Genomic DNA, 22,982 nt, shown 5'->3' on the forward strand with positions numbered 1-22,982 from the left:
TAATTTAGTATGAAGAAATATATTAAATCAATATTAACATCGAGGAAGCAGCTTATGCTGCTTCCCCTGATGCTTGTTTCAGGCGGTATCATGCAGGCGCAAACGGCTGTACCCGATACTGTGTATGTAAGTTTCAATAATAATACGCCGGTAGAGATGACGTATGGCCAGGATCTGGCTACGGCTGCTGCGGGTATCGATGGGGCGAGTTTCAACTATTTCTATGTCAATGGAGATGGTAGTGAATATGGTAGTATCGGTACAGGCGTAACGTTCAAGAACTCGGCACAGGCGATCGATATCCTGAAGTTTTCGGCTACTCCGACAGTCAGCGGTGGCGAGACATTAGGTTTCGTAGCCAATAACCTGACTGAATATTTTCAGTATACAAATCCGAATGTAGTCTTCTTTGTCAGCAACAGGGCCGGTGCTTTTACAAGCCTGCCTTTAACGGTGAACCCGGCAACGTTGAATATTGCAGCCCGCGACACCAGCCGTTTCTACGGCGATGAGAACCCGGCAACACCCTGGTCTGCCAAAGACTTTGTGTTTAGCGGTTTTGTGAATGGTGATACGGAAGCGATCTTTTCCAATTCACAAGTGAATGTCCTGCCGGACGTAACATATGGCGGAGCTAATAAAGCTTCCCTTCCCGGCTCTTTTGTGATCGGACTTAGTGGGGGACAGGCTGCTAACTACACGCTGAACCTGCTGGTTTGGTCGGATGCATGGCCCGAAGGAAGAGGTTTGCTTACAGTTAAAAGAGCTCCTCTTACCCTGGCTGTTCCCGACAGTGCCCGTCTGTATGATGAAGCCAATATCCAGACTATTCCGGGTAGTGAGCTTCTTATTACCGATGGTGTACTGAAGAACGATCAGACATTGGCCGGATTACTGACTGGCAACCTGGCTGTTACCCATACTGCAATATCGGCAGCGGTGAATAAGCCGAAAAGTGATGTCGGTACTTACAGCTACGAACTGACGGAAGCGGCGGTAAGTGATGTTAAATGGAGATTATCGAATTACGATGTCCAGGTAATCACTGCCGGTAAATACGAAGTGAAGAAAGATACGATCACGATCACTGTATTCGACGCCTATTCGGAAGTTTCCATAGATGGAAAGCCGGTGAAAGTAATGCAGAAGATCTATGGCGAACCTAATCCTGACGGCTTCTTCTGGTTGAAGAAGAGAGCAGAGAAACCGGCGGCGGTAGCTCCTTCCTATGCTTTCTCCAAAGCTGCTGAGGCAGTGAATTATATCTCCGCAACAGCCGAAGGCGACAGAGGTTTCAAGGTTGCCCCGCTTGCCGGATACTTCGACTATGAAGGCCGTAAAGCAACCGAAAAGACGGAAGCAAGCCTGAAGCGTGAGAAACCGAATCAGAAGGAAGACAGCGTGTATGTCGCTAAAGTGGACAACGCCGACAAAGTATCTTCTCTGAACTACGCATTCAAAACGGTTGACGGTTCGTTCCTGATCAACCAGCGTCAGCTGGCTATCTGGAAAGTGATCGTAGACCGCGTATACGGTGAAGCCGATAAGGATACTACTTGGACATTTGAACCGAACGATGCCGCTAAACAGCGTGGTCTCGCCAGCTTCGATTCTAAGTACCAGACAACAACAACTCCCGACGACATCATCGACTTTATGCCGAAGGTAGTCGTTAAACCGGTTGCTGCCGACAATACCTTGCATGCCGGTTCATACAACGATACCCTGCATATCAAGGTCGTTACGGAAGACAAGTTCATCCAGCCGCCGTTCCAGGCTAAGGATCGTAACTATAAACTCAATATGAATACACTGGTTCCGGGTACGATGACGAACGACAGCGTGCGTCTGGAAGTGGCGAAAGCTCCGCTGATTATCCGTCTGGATACGATCAAGAGAGCATTCGGTTCGGCTGATCCTGAATTCAACAAAGCCGACGTCCAGAAAGAGTTTATTTCTTACGAAGGCTTCAAGCTGGATGAATCGGCCAACAGTCTCGACTCTACGGCTACCGTAGCTGTCGGCAACCGTATCAAGAACCTGGTTATCAACAACCGTCCGGAAGGCGTGCTGCCGGTAGGTACGTACGAACTGACCGGCATCTCTGCCATCAACAAGGAAAATACCAATTATGAGATCACCATTGTAGGCAAGCCCCGTTATCAGGTATATCCGGATAACAGCTATGTAATGGTTTGGACTCCGATACAGAATGAACTGATCGTAGGTGACCTTGTGCGGTTGAATGCAGTCGTTAAGCAAGGTTCTACCGTAATTGCCGAAGGCTCCCAGATCGTGTACGAATCTTCCAACCCGGCTCTGATCCAGGTGGAAAAGGTGGAAAGCATCTGGTATCTGCGTGCAAAAGCATTGACGAGCGACGAAGGTGTAACGATCACCGCCCGCTACAATGCAGAGTCCGGACAGCAGGAAGCCCTGAAGTCGGAAGTATTCAAAGTATTGCGTCTGAAGAATGAAGCAGACTTCAACGTGATCCTGGGTAACATGGTATTCGACTATGACGGTAACGGAAAAGCAGCCGACGTGCAACTGACCGACCTGAAGGGTATCACAACTTACACTCCGATCATCACTTACAACGGTGATTACGACCTGCCTGTCAACGCCGGTATGTACAACATCTCCATCTTTGTAAAACATAACGGTTCCGACCTGCTTGTCCGCAAAGAAAAGATGCAGATCAAACCGCGTGAAGTCATCGTTAAACCGAAAGACGCATTGATCGCTTATGGCGAAGCATTGCCTGAACCATTCGAATATACTTATTCGGGCTTCATCGGCAGCGACGACTTCAAAGCCGCTTCTGCTCCTTCGGTAAAAGTAGCTGGTTCCATAACGGAAGCAGGCAACTACACCCTGTATATTGATGGTGGCGATCCGGGCGAGAACTATACAATCGTTGGTGAAACCGGAACCCTGACCGTATCGAAAGCCATGCTGACAATCAGCGCAGATACAGTAGATATCGTTTACGGAGATGAAATACCGGAATTGAAACCTACTTATAGTGGCTTCGTAGGCAACGATAACCCGGATGCTCTAAACTTCATCTACACCGTAAAGACCTTGGTTAACCCCGTTAACGCAGGTGCTTACGACTTGGTTATCGACTGTCTGAGTTCAGATGAAGACAACTACGCTGTAACACTGGTTCCCGGTAAGCTGAATATCGCGAAAGCAGATGCTGGACTTGAATGGTCTGTCGAATCGACATCGATTACCGTGGGCGACTCCGTCCTGCTGTACGCTTCCTGTGAATCTCCGGCAACGATCGGCTATACCGTTGAAAATATAGCTGTCGCCGGTACAAGAAATCATATCGAAGGTGTACACGTGATCGGTAAAAACGAAGGTCTAACGAAGTTGTACATCACAGTGCCTGAGTCGACCAACCACCTGTCACGTCGTGACTCTGTCACCTTCAATGTGAAGCTGGGAACTGTGGGTAACGAATCGATCACCCTGCAGGGCGTAGGTTTGTATCCTACTTTGGTTGAAAATAATGCAACAGTAGTTTCCAATTCTCCTGTAGACGCTATCGTTGTGATCGATGCGGCCGGTAGAATACAGAAGGTAATAAATAATCCGGAGCAGGTAATCGACCTGAGCCAGCTGCGTAGCGGCTATTATCTGGTTCGTATCGTTCTGGATAACGGTGAAGCGAAGACTGTCCGTATTATTAAGAAGTAATTCTGTTTTGTTCCCTTTTACTCCTTTTAGGGAATGAAATATGGCTGAAGAAGCTGTCCCGGGCATAACCCAGGGATGGCTTCTTTTGTTTTACTTATGGACTTCCTTAGTCCTTTTTATATCAACTCTGTAACAATTAAGCCCAAACGTCCTTATCTTTAAGGTCAAAGTATATGATATCTAAGCATGAAAGTGCTAATATTGAAATAAGTAAGGCTATTATTACGAATATGTAAGGCTAACTTTACATAAAAGTAAGGCATGCCTTGCGTATATGTAATGCTATCCTTTCTTTTTTAAAAGTCCTGAGAAAAGCCAATAATTGTCCCGTCTTTAAACCTTAAGAATGCTGACCTGGATGCTTAGTTCTCCCCATAACAACAGAAGTAACCCTAAAGCCTTTGGAAAACAAGTACTTATTAATCGATCCTATATATTAATGTACGCACGTACATTGTTATATACATATGATAATTCTCCAGTGAATTACCTGGACTAAAAAGCTATATTATATATTGAAAAGTAAGGAGTGAATGATACAAAGTGTATGACTAGAAATAACGGTCGTTTATTCTCGTCAACAAAAGTACTCATAAGTTTTAAACCTGCAATCCTTTTGATTAATTTTTTTCCTGACCTATATGCTTTCTTATCAACCGGATAGAAAGATTAGTATGAAATTCCTTCTTTTTATGACAAAGGCATCACTCCCTATAAAGTGTGACGAGAATAAACGACCGTTATTTCTAGTCATTTGATATGACATGCCCTCAGAACGGGGCTATAAAGGAGTTTTTAGTAACACTATTATTAATATTAAATTTATTGATTATGAACAAAAAGTTTTCTACGCTTATGATGGCGGGTATGCTGGTTGCAGGCTCGTCGTTTAGTGCTTTGAATGCGCAGGTAAAGCTGAACAACAAGCCATTGGCTGTCGTAAAGGCTTTTGAAACTGCCGCTGATAAAGACAACTCGGGTGATTATATTGTTGTTCGCGATGCGAATAATAATGGTAAAGTTGATGCAAATGATTATATCCTTATTGCTGAAAAGAATCAATTAGGGGAAATTACTTATTCTTCAAAAAAAATCACAGCTGATAATGTTACAATCACTGATGAAACAACAGCTGTTTGGACGTTGACTGAAAAGGACAACAAAGCAGTGGGTGCAACTGAAGCCTCTTGGCTTTATGGCTTGAAGAGTAAGAATACTGGGTATTATTTGACTGTAAAGAATGGTGCAATTCAGGAAACAGTAAGTGATTCTAAAGATGCTTTGACTTTAGATTTAGATAATACTGTTGGTTCAACTTTTTGTGTTGGGCAGGGCAATGATAGTAAGACCAGAATTGCTCAAAATTCTACCCTCTATACTTATAAGACGACAAATGGAGCCAATGGCTTTATGGCAAATTCAGGGGGGTGGGTAATTGGAGATCCATCAGGAAATCATTACGGCCTTCTTTTCGTTACGTTTGCAGAACGTACTGTAGACTTTGTGGATGAACTGAACGATATCAAAGGCGGCAAAGGCTTCCAATTCTCTTTCCCTGATCAAAAAGATAAAACTATCATCGATAATATCTTTGCCAATCAGGATGTAAGAGCATTCAGAGTTAAGATGGATTATAGTGATCCTACTATACTTGGAGACTCTATCGGTTGGGTTGCTAACGGAAATTATTATGAAATTCCTGCCGGTACTTATCTGGCAACAGATTGGAGTGGATTGAGTGAAGAAACACTTGCTAATAACACAATCACAACAAAAGAAGAATTCCAGAAAGCAACTTTCATCGCTATTGATCCGCAGGATTTTACAAAGATTACTAATACAGAACGTAAAAATGGTGTTGGCTTTACTTTAGCTACAGTTAAAGGTTCTGATATGAACTTCTACGATGCAGAAACAAATAAAGCACACAATAAGTATGACGGAACTTTGGAATCTTCAAATGCTGATGTGTTTGTAGGTAATGCTTGCTTTGCTATTACTGTTCCCGATCCATTAGCTAAGAACGACCAGTACAACTTGGCTGTAAAGAACGCTCGTCTGGATCTTAAGGATGATGATGCACATGCAGCTAAGGGTGTCGTAATTAGTGTAGTAAGTAATACTAATAATGTGGATGATGCAACAACAGATATCGTTTATCTGGTTACTAATACATCAAAAGCTGCTACCGTGAAAGCTGTTCCTTCTTCAAACATTGCTGATGTAACAGAATTGTTGAACGAAGATGCAACTCCGGCTATCTATGCTATTAAGTTTATCAGTGGTGCTGATGCAGAAGATGGTGAAGTTTCTGAATATGGTCAGTATCTGACTGTTGAATCTAACGGTTCAACTTCACCGTCAAATTCCTGGAGAGCAGTTACGATGCCTAATGCAAACGAAAATGATCCTTTGTATCAGTTCGTTCTTTCAGGTGTGAAAGACTTCGATAAAGATGGTAATTATGAAACTCTTGTAGCAACTAACCGTCAAACAAAAGTTCCCTTCTCTGCTGTATTGTATAAAGAAGAAGCTTTGGGTGACAATGTTTATACGATCTATCCGGATAAAGAATTGCCATGGGAAAACATCCAGGTTGCAACAGACGAGGATGGTAAGTTGAAGTTTAAGAAAAAATCGTTCAAAGGTATGCTGGTTCAGCTGATCGAGAAAGAAAATGTGGACAAATTTGCTACATTCGAAACAGCTGAAAGCGAAGAAGGTCTGTATACATTCGAATTTGCTAAGACTGCTGAGTCTGAAGACAGATTGTTCGCTGCTGCAACAAGAAATACAGATGATGAAATTCAGTATACTGGTCGAGTTGTAACTGCAACAACAGCTGATCAGTTCGAGTTGATCCGTGTGAAAGAAAGCAATGGTAAAGATAAAGTAACTAATATTTTGAACGACTTTATCTATCTGTCAAATGGTACAGTAAAGACATCTGCTATCGAAAAGGATACAGTTGCTTACTATTCTTACAATGTTAGATACTTTGCTCCGGATCAAAATGATGAATATTATCTGAAATCCGGTAGTTTGGCTACTACTCCTTCTGCTCACATTATCAAATATAATGCAGATGGTTCTGTTTCTTTGTTTGATGAAGCTGCTACAAATGACTTTATTACTACTGCTGGTACTCCGAATGCTAAAGCTCAATATTTAGCAATGGACGCATTGAAAGGTGCTAGCCAAGTAAATGAAAAGGCAAATATTGGTAAGAGTGCATGGACTTGGGGCGACTACTATCTTAATGAAGGTACTTACAATGCGACAGTAAAGACTTTCATGGTACAGGAGAAAGTATACGGTACATTGAATCCTATTGCACAGACAACTGCATTTGAAAACGAATTCGGTTATGTAAATATGAATGCAGATAAGGCTGGTATCTTGAAACCTGCTGAATCAATGACATTCAGACTGGATACAGTAGATTCAGACAAGAACATCCCGTCATTCTATATTTCTAAAGAAATAGACGGAGTACATCACTTCATGTATTTTGCAAAAGACTCTGCTGAAAGCTATCGTTTGACTAGCTGGCAGAAGTATGCATTCGAGAATGGTTCTACAGGTTCAAATAATAGAGCTACAAGATTGATCTTCAAGGCTGGTCAATTAGTTGACACGGATACATTGAAGACAATGATAGATGGTAAATCTACATTTGTAGCAGAAAAAGCCAACGCTGTTAAGGGTGTTAAAGGTGGTCTGAATAACTTCAAGTTCCAGGTAATCGAATCTGGTGACGATGATGATACTTATGTAATCCGTAATAAAGCAACAAGATCTTATGTAATCAACATCAATGGTAACTTGACATTAGGTTCAAGCTTGGCTGGCGCTACTCGTTTCACTGTTGATCCTGACGAAACGGTAGCTAACGAGGCAGTCGGAGTTTCTTCTATCGAAGTTATCGCAGGTAACGGTTATGTAACAGTGATTGGTGCTCAGGGTAAGAAGGTTGCTATCAGCAACGTACTTGGTCAGACAGTTGCTAACACAGTAATCTCTTCCGATAACGCTACAATCGCTGCTCCTGCAGGTGTAGTTGTAGTTGCCGTAGAAGGTGAAGCCGCTGTAAAGGCAATCGTAAAATAAGAAGTAATTATTTATAATCAAATAATTCTAAATTGTTTACCGCGCGTCGTAAGGGCGGTTTTCGAATCGTCCTTACAATAAGTATCCCGTGAAGGGCGAACAAGCGGTAGATATTAATACTAAAGTAATGAAATAAAGTTCTTCTGTTCGAACTCTGTGAAGAGTAAAAACAGACAAAAACAAACCTTCCCGGATTATTTCCGGGGAGGTTTCTGTTTATTGGAACAATTTTATCTTTTCTAAGGCTGCTACTATTCAGATAAAAGTGTATATTTGCCATCCTATGAAATGTACACTTTAAATTATTAATTTTCAAATGAAGAGACTATGTATGGCTGTCATGGCAATGTGTTTGTTGCTGTCGTGCGCCGAAAAGAAAGAAGAGGCTACACTCTCCGGGTTATTGAAGTCTGATTTCGTGTCAGAGGTAGAAGGTAAACCAACGGCATTATATGTGCTGAAGAATAAGAACGGTGCCGAAGCGTGCATTACCAATTATGGCGGACGCTTGGTTTCTGTCATGGTGCCCGACAAAAACGGAAAAATGACCGATGTTGTTCTTGGTTATGACAATGTAGATCAGTATGTAAAATCAGATGGTAACTATGGCGCCCTGATCGGACGTTACGGCAACCGTATCAACCAGGCTAAGTTTACTTTGGATGAAACGGAGTATACCCTTCCTGCTAACGACGGTATGCACTGTCTGCATGGCGGCCCGCTGGGATATCATACCCGCATGTGGGATGCTAAACAATTGAACGACCAGGCTCTGGAACTTACTTATCTGTCGAAAGACGGTGAAGCCGGTTTCCCCGGAAATCTGGATATTAAAGTAACATATACTTTGACGGATGACAATGCAGTCGATATCAAATATGAAGCTACTACCGATAAGAAAACAGTGGTGAACCTTACCAACCACAGTTATTTCAACCTGTCAGGCGTTCCCGGTTCAGATGTGCTGGATCAGGAGATCATGATCAATGCCGACAATTATACTCCGGTTGACGAAACGCTGATCCCTACAGGCATAAGCACGGTTGCTGAAACTCCGCTGGATCTGCGTACTCCGGTGGCTATCGGCAAACATATCAACGAACCTTTCGATCAATTGCAGAAAGGCCGCGGATACGACCATAACTGGGTGCTGAACTCAAACGGTGACAAGAACGTACTGGCTGCAAAAGCTTATTCTCCAACCAGCGGTATCGCTTTGGAAGTATATACCAATGAACCGGGTATACAATTCTATACAGGAAACTTTATGGATGGAAAAGATACCGGCAAACATGATGTGTTATATCCTCATCGCGGTGCTTTCTGTCTGGAAACCCAGCATTATCCTGATACTCCCAATCATCCCGACTTCCCGACAGTTGTCTTGAATCCGGGTGAAAAGTATTTCAGCGAATGTATTTATAAGTTCACCGCCGAATAATCCGGGTGATAAAATATACGGGTAGAACTATCCTGCCTGTTGATGAATAAAGGGTACCGTTTTACGGTGCCCTTTTTTTCTTGTTAATAATTCTTTGCAAACAATATCTTTTATTGCTTTTCGCTATCTTTGCTGCCACAACATGTTGGCCGGACATTGAGTTTCGGTTGTTATCTGTTGGTAAGTTAAGCGTTTAAGATATTATCTTTGGAACTGAAAATCGCCAAGTTTCAAGTCGGACAAGGATAATAGGCAACTAAACGCTCACGCTTGTTATATATACTCATGTATATAGAATAGGGCGTGGGCTGTTGTCTTATTATTTGTTCGATGGGTGTTTGGCGATACCTCAGTTCCGAATAATAGATTAACAGTTTCCACGCTTCTTTATGATATAAAATGCCAAACGAGGGAAACGGGGCGGCACAGATTAAAAGTATGAATCCACAAGAAAAAGAACGGATTGCTGTTTGCTGTGTTTTACTTGATATCGCGGAAAGTATTGGTGAGAGTGTTTCTATCTCCGATTGTCCTCACTATAAACAGCTGAAAGATAAAATCCTTCTGACGGAACAGGACTTTGAAATGGCTCGCAAGGAGTCTGTTTTATCCAGTCTCGGCGTACTGAAAAAGGTACATTACAATACGAAGATGATGCTGGCTATGGCTGTGTGCGACCTGTATTCCGAATACATGGTCGTTCCGTTCGACTATCGTGTTGCCTTCGAGACGTTGATGAACGCTATCGACTGGCCCATCTCGTTCTCCGAAATCCTGGCACGAAGCAGAACGGAATAACTTTTGTTGTTAGAATAAATTGTAGTTTGTCCGGAGCACTTTGAACTCTGTACGGCGGTTTATCTGATCGGCCATCTCCTGTTGTTCGGGTGTCAGCGTCAGGATAAACTCTTCCGTCAGGACATCTCCTTCTTTCAGGAAGTCGAAACTTTTAGCCAGCTTCTTATTGATTGTCTTCGGGACGCTTTCGCCGTAACCTTTGGCTTCCAGGCGTTCCTTGTCGATACCTCCGGCAATCAGATAATCCACAACGGACTGGGCACGCCGCTGGGCGAGACGTTCGTTGTATTGATCCGTTCCTTTACGGTCGGTGTGCGCTCCCAACTCGATCGTGACATTCGGATTGTCGTTCAGCATCTTGATCATTTCGTCCAGTGCTTTCTGTGATTCCGGACGCAGGGTTGCCTTGTCGAAGTCGTAGAAAATATTGTCGATTACGACCGGTTTACTGATCGGGGAGAGGAAGAAGTCCACGATATAGGTCTCGTTCTTTTCTTCCGGGCCGGTTTTCAATTCGAAATTCTGGTTGAGGTAACCGCGGGCACTGGCCATCATTACATAACGGATATCACGTTCCAGTTCAACCCGGTAGCTGCCGTCTTTCTTAGCCGGCACTTTAACATTCAATCCATCTTTGCCGACGATACGCACGGTGGCATCTTCGATCGGGTATTCATCTACATCCGAAACGAGTCCTTCGATAAATATGGTGATGGTCGGTAGTTCGAATGAATAAAGATGATCGTAACCACGCGCGTCATTCCGATTGGAGCTGAAGAAACCTTTTTCCTTCTTCCCTTCGAAAGTGATACCGAAATCATCGCCCATCGAGTTGATCGGTGCCTTCAGGTTCTCCACATGCCATTTACCGGTACTGTCCTGTGTCGCTTTGAACAAGTCGAGACCACCCATGCCCGGATGGCCGTTCGAGGCAAAGTAGAGCGTAACGGAGTCGCGTACATACGGGAACATTTCATCTCCGGGCGTATTGATCTCCGGCCCCAGGTTTTCCATCGGGCCAAAGTCGCTGCCGACCAGTCTGGAACGGAAGATATCTTTTCCCCCGAAGCCTCCGACGGCATCCGATACATAATACAGGTATTTTCCATCGGGTGAGACGGACGGATGTCCTAAAGCTGTTACAGAGTCTTTTACAATAGAGGCGCGTGTCCCTTTTCCCCATTTGGCACTGCTACGGGTGGATACGTATATTTCAGAGGTGCGCGGGCCTTCCGGATCTTGTGCGCAATAAGTATAGTACATCGTGTTGCCGTCTTTCGAGAAGGAAGGTGTTCCTTCATCGAATTCGGTGTTGACTTCATCTTCCAGTTCGATAGGAGCCAGCCAGTTACCTTGTTCATCCTTCTTTACGAGGAAGAAATCGTTGTTTCTTAATCCTGTGATGGCGCTGATCGTTTCTTCTTTATCTTTTCCGGCTCCTTTAGGTGTACGGGAAGAGGTAAAATAAAGCTGGTCGTAAGCATCGCCGAATAGCATCGGACAGAATTCGCCGCGGCGGGAATTGAATTTCTCCATACGTTTAACGACGTAACGGCTTGGGTTCTGCTTCCATTGCGGAGCCAGTTCGCTTCCCTTGATACCGTTCAGGGCCAGTTCGCTTTCCGGGTTTAGTTTCAGAAATTCGTTGTAATAACGGATAGCGTCGGGATATCTGCCGCTTCTCTGGTACATCTGTCCCAGTCGCAGGTTTACAATGCTGTCAGGATAGTCGTAGCGCAGTGCGTTCATATAGGCGCTTGTCGCCCTCGGCGTATTATTGATAAGCCGGTTACATTCTGCCATCCTGTATGCGATATATCCGCGTAAATCCCTTTTCTGGGGAGACGTTTTCGTATAAACTTTCCGGTAGATAGCCGCTGCTTCAAAGTATTCACCAATGCGCTGCTTCTCTTCCGCATCACTCAGCTTGGCTGATTTGCAGGAAAACAGTAGCATTGCAGATAAAAACAGTAGTATATAGGGAGTAATCTTCTTATTCATCACCGGAAATTCTTTATAATAAATAATAACGAATAGATTGAAAGGATATTGCCTTTACCTTGTATTCATTAATTATAACAGCAGCGAACTATCCCCATAACTCAGGAAACGGAAATCATGTCCGAGTGCATAGTCATAGATATTCTTCCAGTCGCCTTTGACAAAGGCGGAGATCAGCAGGAGCAAAGTGCTTTTGGGCTGGTGGAAGTTGGTGACGATGCCTTTGACGATCTTGAACTCATAGCCTGGGGCGATGATGATCTGCGTGGCGGTAACCAACGTTTTCAGCTGATGTTTATCCAGGTAATCCAGAATATTCTGTAAGGCATCGGCAGGCGTCAGCCGGTTATTTTCCTCGTTGTAGGGCATCCATTGCTTCACAACCAGTTCGTTGGAAGTCGCTTCCGGGTTGGAAGCGAGCGCTACACCTATATAATAAAGGCTTTCGAGGGTACGAACGGAAGTTGTACCGACAGCTATGATCTTACCGAGATTTTGTTTGACACGTTCGATGGTACTGCGGCGTACGGAAATAAACTCCGTATGCATTTCATGCCCTTCTATCGTCTCACTCTTTACCGGTTTGAATGTCCCGGCACCCACATGCAGCGTAAGCTCTTCGCGGCCGAAACCTTTGGCTTCCAGCTCTGCCAATACTTCCGGAGTGAAATGGAGTCCGGCTGTCGGAGCGGCAACAGAACCTTTTATCTTGGAATAAACCGTCTGATAAGTCTTCAAGTCGCTTTCTTCCGTTTTCCGGTGCAAGTAGGGAGGAATAGGCAGTTCACCCGCGGCATCCAGCACTTCGGCGAAGCTGAAACCACCATCCCAGCTAAACCGGATCTGATGTGTCTCCCCGTAACTCTGCACCTTTTCTGCACGAAGCGTTACCTTCTGTCCGTCGATCTCGATCTCCCGGAAAAGGCACGGTTCTTTCCATTTCTTCGCATTCCCGATCAGGCAGATCCAGCAACAGGTTGCCGTTTCCTGGAAGATCAGTTCGTAATCGTGCGGCTCGGAAGGATCGAGACAAAATACTTCTATCTGTGCTCCCGTCGCACGCTGGAATAAGAGCCGCGCTTGTATCACGCGGGTATTATTGAATATCATCAGCGAACCTTCCGGAAGGTACTCCGTGATCTGTTTGAAGATACTCTCGCTCACCTCTCCGTTGCGGTAAAGTAATAATTTGGATTCATCCCGTTTCGGCAGCGGGAACTTGGCGATCCGTTCGTCGGGCAACGAATAATTGTAATCTTCGATGCTTATCTGTTGAGTTTTTGTAACCATTGCTTTCTTTAATTACCGGGTACGATCTTACTGAACCCGGCTGCAAAAGTACAAATTTGTATGATATTATGGTATAATGAAGTATCTTTGTCGACACGAATATAAAGATAATATAAGTATGAATATAAAGGTTGGTGACAAAGTGCGTTTCCTGAATACGACAGGAGGCGGCATCGTACGTAGTTTTAGAGGTAAAGATCAGGTTTTGGTGGAAGACGAAGACGGTTTCGATATCCCGGCCCTGATCCGCGAATGTGTCGTCGTTGGCGGCGAAAATGAGATGCAGGTACACAGTTCTAACCGTCCGCGGGTGCAACCCCAGCCGCAGGTTCAGCAGCCCATGCCGAAGCCGCAACCCAAACCGGAAGAAGTGAAGGTGGAAGAAACAGCCGAAGGTGAACGCCTGAACATCTATCTGGCTTACCTGCCGATGGAACCGTCGAAAGTAATGCAGGACAGCGCTTACGAAGCCTATTTTGTGAATGACAGCAATTACTATCTGTTTTTCAACTACATGTACCGGAACAACAATAGCTGGATAAGCCGTTATAACGGTCTGATAGAGCCGAATACAAAGATCTTTATGGAAGAGTTTGGCAAAGAAGATCTGAATGACCTTGAACGCGTATGCGTACAGTTGATCGCTTTCAAGAAAGATAAACCTTACTCGCTGAAGAATTCTATCTCCGTAGAATTGCGTCTCGACACGGTTAAGTTCTACAAACAGCACTGTTTTATGGAAAACGATTTCTTTGAAGAAGAAGCGATGGTTTATCCGATCGTACGCAATGACGTTCCGGAGAAAGAGTTGCTTGTCTCCGCTGCTGAATTGAAGGAAGCGATGTATCAGAAAGCCCGTGAAGACCGCCATGCTCCGCAGACTATCGTTAAGAAGAAGTCTGATGGTGCCGTACTGGAAGTCGATCTGCATATCACGGAGTTGCTCGACAATACAAATGGCCTGAGTAATGCGGATATGCTGACGTATCAGCTGGATAAGTTCCATGAAATACTGGGCAAGTATGCGGGCCATAAAGGACAGAAGATTGTCTTTATCCACGGAAAAGGGGACGGTGTGCTTCGTACTGCCATAGAGAAAGAACTGAAGACAAGATACAAACAACACTATTACCAGGATGCTTCTTTCCGTGAATACGGGTTTGGTGCCACAATGGTTACCATCAAATAAGAATTAGCTCCTGATTAATAAGAACTAAGTACCGGATGAATCGTATTTACCCTTGCAGGAAATCTGTTGCCGACGCCCTCGAAAGCTTTGCCGACGTCGTCGACAATTTAGCCGACGCCCTCGGCAATATAGCCGACAGCGTCGGCAACAACTTTCCTACAAGAGTAAAATAAAATACATGCCGTTCAAATACGGCTGACAACCGGAGAAAATAAAAAGATATGGCTACTGAGATAGAAAGAAAATTCATTGTTAAAGGCGACTTCACTACTGATGTTTACAGTTCGGAGCGCATTGTGCAAGGATATATCTGTTCCGAGCCCGGTCGCACGGTACGTGTCCGTATCCGGGGGGAGAAAGGTTTCCTGACTATCAAAGGCCCTTCGGATGACAAAGGCCTGAGCCGTTACGAGTTCGAGCAGGAAATACCGTTAGCGGATGCCGAACAACTGTTGAAGCTCTGCGAACCGGGAGCCATAGATAAAGTGCGCCATCTCGTCCGGGCCGGCAAGCACACTTGGGAAGTCGATGTCTTTCACGGAGCCAACGAAGGTCTGGTCATGGCTGAAATAGAATTGGCTTCCGAAGACGAACCTTTTGAAAAACCGGACTGGATAGGAGAGGAGGTAAGCGGCGACAGGAGATATTACAACTCGATGCTTACCAAACAACCCTATACACAATGGGCAAAGAAATAATACTAATTTAAACGATAAAACACTATGAAGAGAATCTTATTATCCCTTTTGGCAGGTGCCCTGTCGTTGCCGGCGGTGGCGGATGAAGGAATGTGGTTGCTTCCGTTGCTTAAGCAGCAGAAGTTTCCGGAGATGCAGGCTTTAGGATTGAAGTTGCAGGATTACGATATCTACAGTCCCGACTCGGCTTCGCTGAAAGATGCCGTCGTGATCTTTGGCGGCGGCTGTACGGGCGAGATCGTATCACCGGATGGCTTGTTGTTGACCAACCATCATTGTGGATACGGCCAGATACAACAACACAGTACCCTGGAACATGATTACCTGACCGACGGCTTTTGGGCGACTACCCGCGACCAGGAACTACCCAACCCGGGACTGACCGTGACGTTCATCGACAAAATAGAAGACGTCACCGACTACGTAAAGAAGGAACTCGAAAAGGATACCGATCCGAACAGTATGAACTTCCTCTCCCCCAAATATCTGAACGGACTGGCAAAGGCAAAGGTCGGTGAACAGTTCCTGCAGGATAACCCCGGAACAGAGGTGGAGATCAAAGCCTTCTATGGCGGTAACGTATATTATATGTTCACGAAGAAGATCTATTCGGATATCCGCCTTGTCGGAGCTCCCCCTTCGTCTATCGGTAAGTTTGGTGCGGATACCGACAACTGGATGTGGCCGCGCCATACGGGCGACTTCTCCGTTTTCCGTGTCTATGCCGATGCAAACGGTAATCCGGCCGAATATTCGGAAACGAACGTTCCCCTTCGTCCGAAGCGCTGGTTCAAGATTTCAATAAAAGGAGTAGAGGAAGACGATTATGCCATGATGATGGGCTTCCCCGGGCGGACAAACAAATACTATACATCCTGGGAAGTAGCCGAGCGTCGCGATATCGACAATGCTGTCCGTATCAATATCCGTAATCTTCGTCAGGAAGTGATGTTGGACGAGATGCTGAAAGATCCTTCCGTACGTATCCAGTACGCCAGCAAATATGCCGGATCGACCAATGCCTATAAAAATGCTATCGGTAGTAACTGGGCGATCAAGAAACGTAACTTTGAGAAGGTAAAGAAAGAAGAGCAGGATCGTCTGATTGCCTGGTCGGAAGATCACGATGAATCGGATTATCCCGAAGCATTGCTGACACTCGAACAGATCGTATCCGACCGTAAAGACTTGCGCTTCCGTAGCTGGATGCTGGATGAAGCAATCCTTCGCGGTATTGAATTTACGAAAGTCCCTTCTGAGATACAACCGGTTTGTGATGCCCTGAAAGGCAAAGACCGCAACGAACAACAAAAGCAGGTGCGTATGCTGGATATGGCTTACCATCGTTTTGCCGATAAAGATTATGCTCCCGAGGTGGATAAGAAAATCGCCAAAGTGATGCTGAAGGAATACCGCCGCCTGGTTCCTGCCAAGTCGCAACCGGCTTACTTTGCTCTGATCGACAAGAAGTTCAAAGGAGATGTAGACCGTTTCGTTGACTATCTGTTCGACAAATCGATCTATGGCAGCGAAGAAAACTTCGATAAGTTTAAGACACATCCTTCCGTGAAGGCACTCGAACAAGACCCGATGATCCTGTTCGCTAAATCCGTGCAGGAAGAAAAGGCAAACCTCAATGCAGCGTTGGCCGACTTCGATGCCAGCTATGCCATTGCCCACCGTAGGTATGTAGCAGGCCTGCTGGCTATGTATCAGGATAAAGCCAATTTCCCGGATGCCAACTTCTCTTTGCGCCTGACTTACGGACAGGTGAAGGGATACAGTCCGCGTGATGCCGACTATTACAGTTGCCAGACAACGCTGGATGGTGTGATGGAAAAGGAAGACTCTACGAATTGGGAATTTGTTGTCCCGACCCGTCTGAAAGAATTGTACGAAGCCAAAGACTTCGGCCGTTATCAGATGCCTGACGGTAGAATGCCGGTTGCTTTTAGCGCAACGACACATACCACCGGAGGAAACTCGGGAAGCCCTGTGCTGAATGCCAACGGTGAACTGATCGGTATTAACTTCGACCGTAACTGGGAAGGGGTTGGTGGCGATATCCAGTATCTGCCGGATTATCAGCGCAGTATTATCGTCGATATCCGTTACGTCCTGTTTATCATGGATAAGTACGCCGGAGCCAGCTATCTCCTGAAGGAAATGGAACTGGTGGAATAACCGGCCAGCGGGAGTTGATTCCATAAAAAAAGCGAATGATCGAAAGATCACTCGCTTTTTTTATATCCTAATATAATTAAAATATGCCTTTTTCCAGGTCAGCTGCCTTTACACGGAAAATATATCCGTTGCGTGAGAAGACTAATTCTCCGTCTTCTTTCTTTTTCTGGTTAACTAAGCGTTGAAAAGCTATATTGGCACCTTTAACTATATTCTCTTCAAATTCTCTTACTTCTTGTTCACTCATGATGTTCAAGTTTAGTGTAAATATCCGAATTATATATCTCTTTTTTATCATTCCTGAATCCTTTGGCGATTACTTCCATCGGAGACATAGAATTGTCTGTTACCATCCAATAATCACTAATGGGGATATATAGTTCAAAAAGATTGTGAATACCCGCCTCGTATCTACGGCGGATAGTACTTTCCGGTATGTTATGACCACCGGCTGCCACTCTCATTTTTACCCGTTCCACTGCCAGATCCGGTGTATTCAACCAGAAATATAACAATGTAACATAATATCCTTCCCTTTGTGCTTCCCTGATCAGGTTTGCGACTGACCGGGTGGCGAGCGTAGTTTCCATTGCAAAAGTCTCACCTGCTGCGATGAGTTCTTTAATGCGCTTATACATAATTCGGCTTGCTTCTACAGCTACGGCGATACTATCTGCATTAAAAGGGGAAAGCCCCTTGGCTATCTCGTCGGAATTCACGAACTCCTTACACTTCAACATTTCTGGAAGTATTGTAAAGGACGCTGTTGTTTTCCCTGCTCCGTTGCAACCTGATATTATATATAAATATGGCACTATTTGCTGCTTTTTGACAGGGCAAATATAGATAATAGTTTAATACGTTGTATAATTTATTTCTCAAAAATAGTAAAAATGTGCAGAATTTGTACGAATAACCCCGTGTTTCGTTGTTTCGGAGGCCTGTTTTGTTAAAATTAGACCCATAAAAGATCGCTCATTATACTATCTGATATGAAAATTCCGTTGCGCGAAAGCGTCAGGGTATCGTCTTTTTCGATAAGTAATCCTTGTTTGAGGTAAGGGGCGGCCTGTTTTTGACAGTAGATTAATTTGTCTTTTCCGAACTGTTGTTGAATTTCATTAAATTTGATGCCCCACATGGTGCGAAGTCCGGTGATAATAAAATCGTTGTACCGGGTATTTATGTCCAGATTTTCGATTTCGATATCCGGTACTCCTTTCTTGATGGCCTGCAGGTAACCCGGTAACGAGGAAATGTTCCATTGGCGGTTTTGTCCGTTATAGGAATGGGCGGACGGCCCTATGCCCAGGTACTTTTTCCCGATCCAGTAGGAACTGTTGTGTCGGGAGAGCATGCCGGGACGGGCGAAGTTGGATATTTCATAATGAAGATAACCGTTTGCCGTCAGCTGGTCGATCAGTGAAGTGAAAAGTGCTACGCTCAGGTCTTCATCCACCGGGGTGATCTTTCCGGCTTCCTTCAGCTTGTAAAGGGCAGTTCCTTCTTCATATATTAAATGGTAGGCGGAGATATGAGGGATGTCGAGGCTGATCACTGTGTCGAGGTTCTGCTTCCACTCTTCGAGGTTTTGTCCCGGAAGTCCGTAGATCAGGTCGACACTGATATTCTCCAGGCCGTTCTTTTTGCATAAATCCACCGCAAGCAAGGCTTGTTCCCGGTTATGCCGCCGATTAAGGAAGCGCAGGTCTTCCTCCTTGAAACTTTGCACGCCCATACTGACCCGGTTGAAGGGAAGCGTTTGTAATCCAGCAACGTATCCGGGTGTCATATCGTCCGGATTGGCCTCAAGCGTAATCTCTGCACAAGGGCTGACATCGAACAGGCGGTGGATCGCTTCAAAGATACGGCTGAAATCTGCCGCCTGCAACTGGGAAGGGGTTCCTCCACCGAAATAAATGGTTTCGACAGGCTCACCTTCCAGATAATCTTTCCGCAATTCCAGTTCACGGATCACGGCGGACAGGTACGGCTCTTTATACTTCATCTCCGTATTGGAGAAAAAATCGCAGTACAAACAACGTTTCGTACAAAAAGGAATATGGATATAAAGGCCTGCCATACTATACATATATTTAATAGCAAAAGTACGGAATCTATTCCTGAAATCATAGTCTGCTGCATAACATAGTTCTCAAACAGGGCTGTAATGATTGGATTTTTCCTGTACATTCTCTAATTTGCGGCCTCGTGAGTAATTCACGTGGTTGATATTTATTGTTAAACTCAATTAATACCTGATATCATGAAAGTATACCAAACAAACGAAATTAAGAACATCTCTATCTTGGGAAGTTCGGGCTCTGGGAAAACCACTCTCGCTGAAGCTATGCTTTACGAGGGTGGAGTTATAAAACGTCGCGGTACTGTAGACGCAGGAAATACGGTGAGCGACTATTTCCCGGTTGAGAAAGAGTATGGATACTCAGTGTTCTCAACCGTTTTCAGTGTTGAATGGCAGGACAGAAAGCTGAACTTTATCGATTGTCCGGGTTCGGACGACTTTATCGGTGGAGCGGTTTCAGCCCTGAACGTGACCGATACGGCACTGATGGTTTTAAATGCCCAGTATGGTGTGGAAGTGGGAACATTGAACCAGTTCCGGTATACAGAACAATTTCATAAACCCGTTATTTTTGTTGTCAACCAGTTGGATAACGACAAAGCGGATTTCGATGGAACTATTGCCCAGTTGAAAGATCAATATGGTGGTAAAGTCATTCAGGTTCAGTATCCGATCAGTACGGGGGCTTCTTTCAATGCCGTAGTCGATGTATTGAAGATGAAAATGTACCGTTGGAAACCGGAAGGCGGCGTGCCTGATGTTTTGGAAATCCCCGAAGAGGAAATGGACAAAGCAATGGAACTTCACAAAGCTCTTGTGGAAGCGGCAGCCGAAAATGACGATATGCTGATGGAAAAGTTCTTTGAAGAAGGAACTTTGAGCGAAGACGACATGCGTGTAGGTATCCGTGCCGGTCTGGTGACCCGTGGCATGTTCCCTGTATTCTGTGTTTGTGCAGGACGCGATATGTGTGTGCGCCGTACATTGGAATTCCTTGGAAATGTAGTTCCTTGTACAGATAAGATGCCTCGCCCGGTGACTACCGATGGTGTGGAAGTGACTCCCGATTCAAACGGACCGACCAGCTTGTTCTTCTTTAAGACAACGATGGAACCCCATATCGGCCAGGTTTCCTATTTTAAAGTGATATCAGGAAAAATAAAAGAAGGAGATGACTTGTTGAATGCCGACCGTGGTTCGAAAGAACGTATCGCCCAGTTGTTCTCTGTGGCAGGTCAGACACGTAATCCGGTAACTGAAATGGTGGCCGGTGATATCGGTGCAACAGTAAAACTGAAAGAAGTACGCCGGGGTAATACGCTGAATGGTAAGGGTTGCGACTATCGTTTCGACTTCATCAAATATCCGGATCCTAAGTATCGTCGTGCTATAAAGCCGGTCAATGAATCGGATTCTGAAAAGATGATGGAGATCCTGAACCGTATGCGTGAGGAAGATCCGACATGGGTGATCGAACAATCCAAAGAACTGAAACAAACGATTGTTTCCGGTCAGGGAGAATTCCACCTGCGTACATTGAAATGGAGAATAGAAAATAATGATAAACTGCCGATCGAATATATCGAACCGAAGATACCGTATCGCGAAACGATCACGAAGGCTGCCCGTGCAGATTACCGCCATAAGAAACAATCCGGTGGTGCTGGTCAGTTTGGTGAAGTTCACCTGATTGTGGAACCGTATTACGAAGGTATGCCGGCTCCGGATATGTATCGTTTTGGCGGACAGGAATTTAAAATTAGCGTACGTGATACGCAAACTATTGATTTGGACTGGGGTGGTAAGCTGGTATTTATTAACAGTATCGTTGGTGGAGCCATCGATGCACGTTTCTTGCCGGCTATTCTGAAAGGTATTATGGCACGTATGGAACAGGGACCGTTGACCGGTTCGTACGCCCGTGATGTGCGCATCATTGTTTATGATGGCAAGATGCACCCGGTAGACAGTAATGAAATTTCTTTCATGCTGGCCGGTCGTAATGCCTTCAGTACTGCCTTTAAAGAAGCAGGGCCAAAGATCCTGGAACCTGTCTATGACGTAGAAGTATCCGTACCTGGCGATTATCTGGGTGATGTAATGAGTGACCTGCAAGGCCGCCGTGCTATCATTATGGGTATGAACAGCGAAAAGGGATTTGAAAAGTTGCTGGCTAAAGTTCCTCTGAAGGAAATGTCTAGCTATTCAACTTCTTTGAGTTCTATCACCGGTGGACGTGCTTCATTCACAATGAAGTTTGCCGCTTACGAACTTGTTCCTTCCGATGTACAGGATAAGCTGTTGAAGGCTTATGAAGCTACTCAGGCGGAAGATTAATTGAAAAGAATTCTAACAACAATCAGGCAGCCCTTGTTTCAAGCGGCTGCCTTTTTTATAAGTCGAAATGTCCGGTCAACACTATAATTGCATGTGCAAGATAGGATATTCTTTACCTTCTCCGTCTAATTCGGATCTCCTTACTATGTTGAATCCCATATATTTGTAGAAACCGACAGCTTGCGTATTTTGCTCATTCACATCTACTTTCGTTACGTGTAAATTAGCTGTCGCATACGCAATCAGTTTTTTCCCTATTCCGGTGCCCCGGTACTCGTTATCGACAAATAACATTTCAAGGTTTTCCTCTGCAATTCCCATGAATCCGGCTAAGATTCCCTCTTGCTCAAATCCAACCAGGGTGACATATTGAAAATATACAGGAAGCTGTTTCTTATAATATAAGAAGTCCTCTTCTTTAAGAAAATCATGTGTATTCAGCACTGCACTTTCCCAAATCTCTATCAAACGAGGATAATCCGTTTCTTTAATTTTTCTGATCATAATTGTAAATACAGTATGCTATCAAAGCTCCCTCTTCAACTGTTCCAATACTTCAAAAACACCCGGACAAGTCTGTGCATTCTTAATTGTCAGCGAGTGTATCTGGTAAAACTTTTTCCTGTCCGTATGCGGGTACTCGCGACAAGCTTTCGGTCTGTCCTCATATATACTGCAATAGTTATCCGTTCCCAGAAAAGGGCAAGGCATCGACCGGAATACATAGTCTTTATCCTCGTCGATATGCAAATGGCGTGTTACCACTTCGTGCGGCTTGATACGTAATGCCTGTGCAATCCGTTCGATGTCGCGGTCGGTAATACGCGGGCCCAGCGTACGGCAACAGTTACCGCATTCCAGGCAATTTATCGAGTCGAACACCTCTTCGTGGATGGCATGAACCGTATCATCCAGTACCCGTAAACGATTCTTCTTAATTGATTTGAAAAAAGCTTTTGTCTCTTTTTCTACTTTCTTAGCTCTCTCAGGGAGGGAGTTAATATCCATAAAACGATTGGGTTTTAATTTGAGGGAACAAATGTAATCATTTACAGCGGAAAAAGAAAAAGCATCTTCATACCGTTGTTGTATCCCTGTAACAGCAAACAGATTCTTTTGTACAGTGTAAATATCTTA

At 44.7% G+C, this 22,982-nt stretch carries 15 protein-coding genes; 8 read left to right on the plus strand and 7 right to left on the minus strand.

The window, feature by feature from the left end; translation table 11 throughout:
- Positions 1-9: 9 nt before the first annotated feature.
- The 4 genes from HMPREF1536_RS13890 to HMPREF1536_RS13905 all read left to right on the plus strand — a co-directional run bounded on the left by HMPREF1536_RS13890 (position 10) and on the right by HMPREF1536_RS13905 (position 10,060).
- Positions 10-3,711 carry an MBG domain-containing protein gene (locus HMPREF1536_RS13890; RefSeq protein ID WP_028729618.1) on the plus strand — a complete coding sequence of 1,234 codons (3,702 nt, stop codon included), beginning with the start codon at positions 10-12 and terminating at the stop codon, positions 3,709-3,711.
- A gap of 831 nt (positions 3,712-4,542) precedes the next feature.
- Positions 4,543-7,821: a DUF6383 domain-containing protein gene (locus HMPREF1536_RS28380; protein WP_147337508.1), complete on the plus strand. Its 3,279-nt coding sequence runs from the start codon at positions 4,543-4,545 to the stop codon at positions 7,819-7,821.
- 316 nt (positions 7,822-8,137) lie between these two features.
- A complete protein-coding gene (locus HMPREF1536_RS13900; protein ID WP_028729616.1) occupies positions 8,138-9,262 on the plus strand; it encodes an aldose epimerase family protein in 1,125 nt (374 codons plus the stop codon).
- A gap of 438 nt (positions 9,263-9,700) precedes the next feature.
- The gene (locus HMPREF1536_RS13905; RefSeq protein WP_028729615.1) at positions 9,701-10,060 is read left to right on the plus strand and encodes a hypothetical protein; all 360 of its coding nucleotides are present in this window, start codon (positions 9,701-9,703) and stop codon (positions 10,058-10,060) included.
- A 9-nt stretch (positions 10,061-10,069) separates the two neighbouring features.
- Here HMPREF1536_RS13905 and porE read toward each other — a convergent pair whose 3' ends face one another.
- Both porE and HMPREF1536_RS13915 read right to left on the minus strand, forming a co-directional pair.
- On the minus strand, positions 10,070-12,061 hold the full coding sequence (gene porE, locus HMPREF1536_RS13910) for a PorE family type IX secretion system protein (protein ID WP_028729614.1): 1,992 nt from the start codon (positions 12,059-12,061) through the stop codon (positions 10,070-10,072).
- A 72-nt stretch (positions 12,062-12,133) separates the two neighbouring features.
- Positions 12,134-13,351, minus strand: coding sequence for an S-adenosylmethionine:tRNA ribosyltransferase-isomerase (locus HMPREF1536_RS13915; RefSeq protein WP_028729613.1), 1,218 nt, complete (start codon positions 13,349-13,351; stop codon positions 12,134-12,136).
- Between the two features lie 118 nt (positions 13,352-13,469).
- On the opposite strand from HMPREF1536_RS13915, the gene HMPREF1536_RS13920 reads away from it, so the two are divergent.
- The 3 genes from HMPREF1536_RS13920 (at position 13,470) to HMPREF1536_RS13930 (ending at position 17,422) form a co-directional block, all read left to right on the plus strand.
- Complete coding sequence (locus HMPREF1536_RS13920; RefSeq protein WP_028729612.1) at positions 13,470-14,540, plus strand: DUF2027 domain-containing protein; 1,071 nt, start codon at positions 13,470-13,472, stop codon at positions 14,538-14,540.
- Positions 14,541-14,761: 221 nt separating this feature from the next.
- Positions 14,762-15,238, plus strand: a complete 477-nt coding sequence (locus tag HMPREF1536_RS13925; protein ID WP_028729611.1) for a CYTH domain-containing protein — start codon at positions 14,762-14,764, stop codon at positions 15,236-15,238.
- A gap of 24 nt (positions 15,239-15,262) precedes the next feature.
- Complete coding sequence (locus HMPREF1536_RS13930) at positions 15,263-17,422, plus strand: S46 family peptidase (protein ID WP_028729610.1); 2,160 nt, start codon at positions 15,263-15,265, stop codon at positions 17,420-17,422.
- A gap of 76 nt (positions 17,423-17,498) precedes the next feature.
- Here the strand turns inward: HMPREF1536_RS13930 and HMPREF1536_RS27895 are convergent, their stop codons facing one another.
- From HMPREF1536_RS27895 to hemW, 3 genes are all read right to left on the minus strand, one after another.
- The gene (locus HMPREF1536_RS27895; RefSeq protein ID WP_165359785.1) at positions 17,499-17,669 is read right to left on the minus strand and encodes a hypothetical protein; all 171 of its coding nucleotides are present in this window, start codon (positions 17,667-17,669) and stop codon (positions 17,499-17,501) included.
- Positions 17,662-18,237 (minus strand): ATPase, encoded by a 576-nt coding sequence (locus HMPREF1536_RS13935; RefSeq protein ID WP_028729609.1) that lies wholly within the window; start codon positions 18,235-18,237, stop codon positions 17,662-17,664. The genes HMPREF1536_RS27895 and HMPREF1536_RS13935 overlap by 8 nt, the downstream gene beginning before the upstream one ends.
- 140 nt (positions 18,238-18,377) lie before the next feature.
- The gene (hemW, locus tag HMPREF1536_RS13940; RefSeq protein ID WP_028729608.1) at positions 18,378-19,505 is read right to left on the minus strand and encodes a radical SAM family heme chaperone HemW; all 1,128 of its coding nucleotides are present in this window, start codon (positions 19,503-19,505) and stop codon (positions 18,378-18,380) included.
- Positions 19,506-19,688: 183 nt separating this feature from the next.
- Between hemW and HMPREF1536_RS13945 the strand changes: the two genes are divergently transcribed.
- Complete coding sequence (locus tag HMPREF1536_RS13945) at positions 19,689-21,845, plus strand: elongation factor G (RefSeq protein ID WP_028729607.1); 2,157 nt, start codon at positions 19,689-19,691, stop codon at positions 21,843-21,845.
- 81 nt (positions 21,846-21,926) lie between these two features.
- Here HMPREF1536_RS13945 and HMPREF1536_RS13950 read toward each other — a convergent pair whose 3' ends face one another.
- Positions 21,927-22,349, minus strand: coding sequence for a GNAT family N-acetyltransferase (locus HMPREF1536_RS13950; RefSeq protein ID WP_028729606.1), 423 nt, complete (start codon positions 22,347-22,349; stop codon positions 21,927-21,929).
- Between the two features lie 21 nt (positions 22,350-22,370).
- Positions 22,371-22,853: a YkgJ family cysteine cluster protein gene (locus tag HMPREF1536_RS13955; RefSeq protein WP_028729605.1), complete on the minus strand. Its 483-nt coding sequence runs from the start codon at positions 22,851-22,853 to the stop codon at positions 22,371-22,373.
- Between the last annotated feature and the right edge of the window lie 129 nt (positions 22,854-22,982).

Source organism: Parabacteroides gordonii MS-1 = DSM 23371 (assembly GCF_000969825.1).
GTDB lineage: Bacteria > Bacteroidota > Bacteroidia > Bacteroidales > Tannerellaceae > Parabacteroides > Parabacteroides gordonii.

Coding starts and splice junctions, on each gene's coding strand:
- porE (WP_028729614.1), bottom strand. CDS start 12,061: ATGAATAAGAAGATTACTCCCTATATACTACTGTTTTTATCTGCAATG.
- HMPREF1536_RS13920 (WP_028729612.1), top strand. CDS start 13,470: ATGAATATAAAGGTTGGTGACAAAGTGCGTTTCCTGAATACGACAGGA.
- hemW (WP_028729608.1), bottom strand. CDS start 19,505: ATGGCAGGCCTTTATATCCATATTCCTTTTTGTACGAAACGTTGTTTG.
- HMPREF1536_RS28380 (WP_147337508.1), top strand. CDS start 4,543: ATGAACAAAAAGTTTTCTACGCTTATGATGGCGGGTATGCTGGTTGCA.
- HMPREF1536_RS13900 (WP_028729616.1), top strand. CDS start 8,138: ATGAAGAGACTATGTATGGCTGTCATGGCAATGTGTTTGTTGCTGTCG.
- HMPREF1536_RS13905 (WP_028729615.1), top strand. CDS start 9,701: ATGAATCCACAAGAAAAAGAACGGATTGCTGTTTGCTGTGTTTTACTT.
- HMPREF1536_RS13955 (WP_028729605.1), bottom strand. CDS start 22,853: ATGGATATTAACTCCCTCCCTGAGAGAGCTAAGAAAGTAGAAAAAGAG.
- HMPREF1536_RS13925 (WP_028729611.1), top strand. CDS start 14,762: ATGGCTACTGAGATAGAAAGAAAATTCATTGTTAAAGGCGACTTCACT.
- HMPREF1536_RS27895 (WP_165359785.1), bottom strand. CDS start 17,669: ATGAGTGAACAAGAAGTAAGAGAATTTGAAGAGAATATAGTTAAAGGT.
- HMPREF1536_RS13890 (WP_028729618.1), top strand. CDS start 10: ATGAAGAAATATATTAAATCAATATTAACATCGAGGAAGCAGCTTATG.
- HMPREF1536_RS13945 (WP_028729607.1), top strand. CDS start 19,689: ATGAAAGTATACCAAACAAACGAAATTAAGAACATCTCTATCTTGGGA.
- HMPREF1536_RS13950 (WP_028729606.1), bottom strand. CDS start 22,349: ATGATCAGAAAAATTAAAGAAACGGATTATCCTCGTTTGATAGAGATT.
- HMPREF1536_RS13915 (WP_028729613.1), bottom strand. CDS start 13,351: ATGGTTACAAAAACTCAACAGATAAGCATCGAAGATTACAATTATTCG.
- HMPREF1536_RS13930 (WP_028729610.1), top strand. CDS start 15,263: ATGAAGAGAATCTTATTATCCCTTTTGGCAGGTGCCCTGTCGTTGCCG.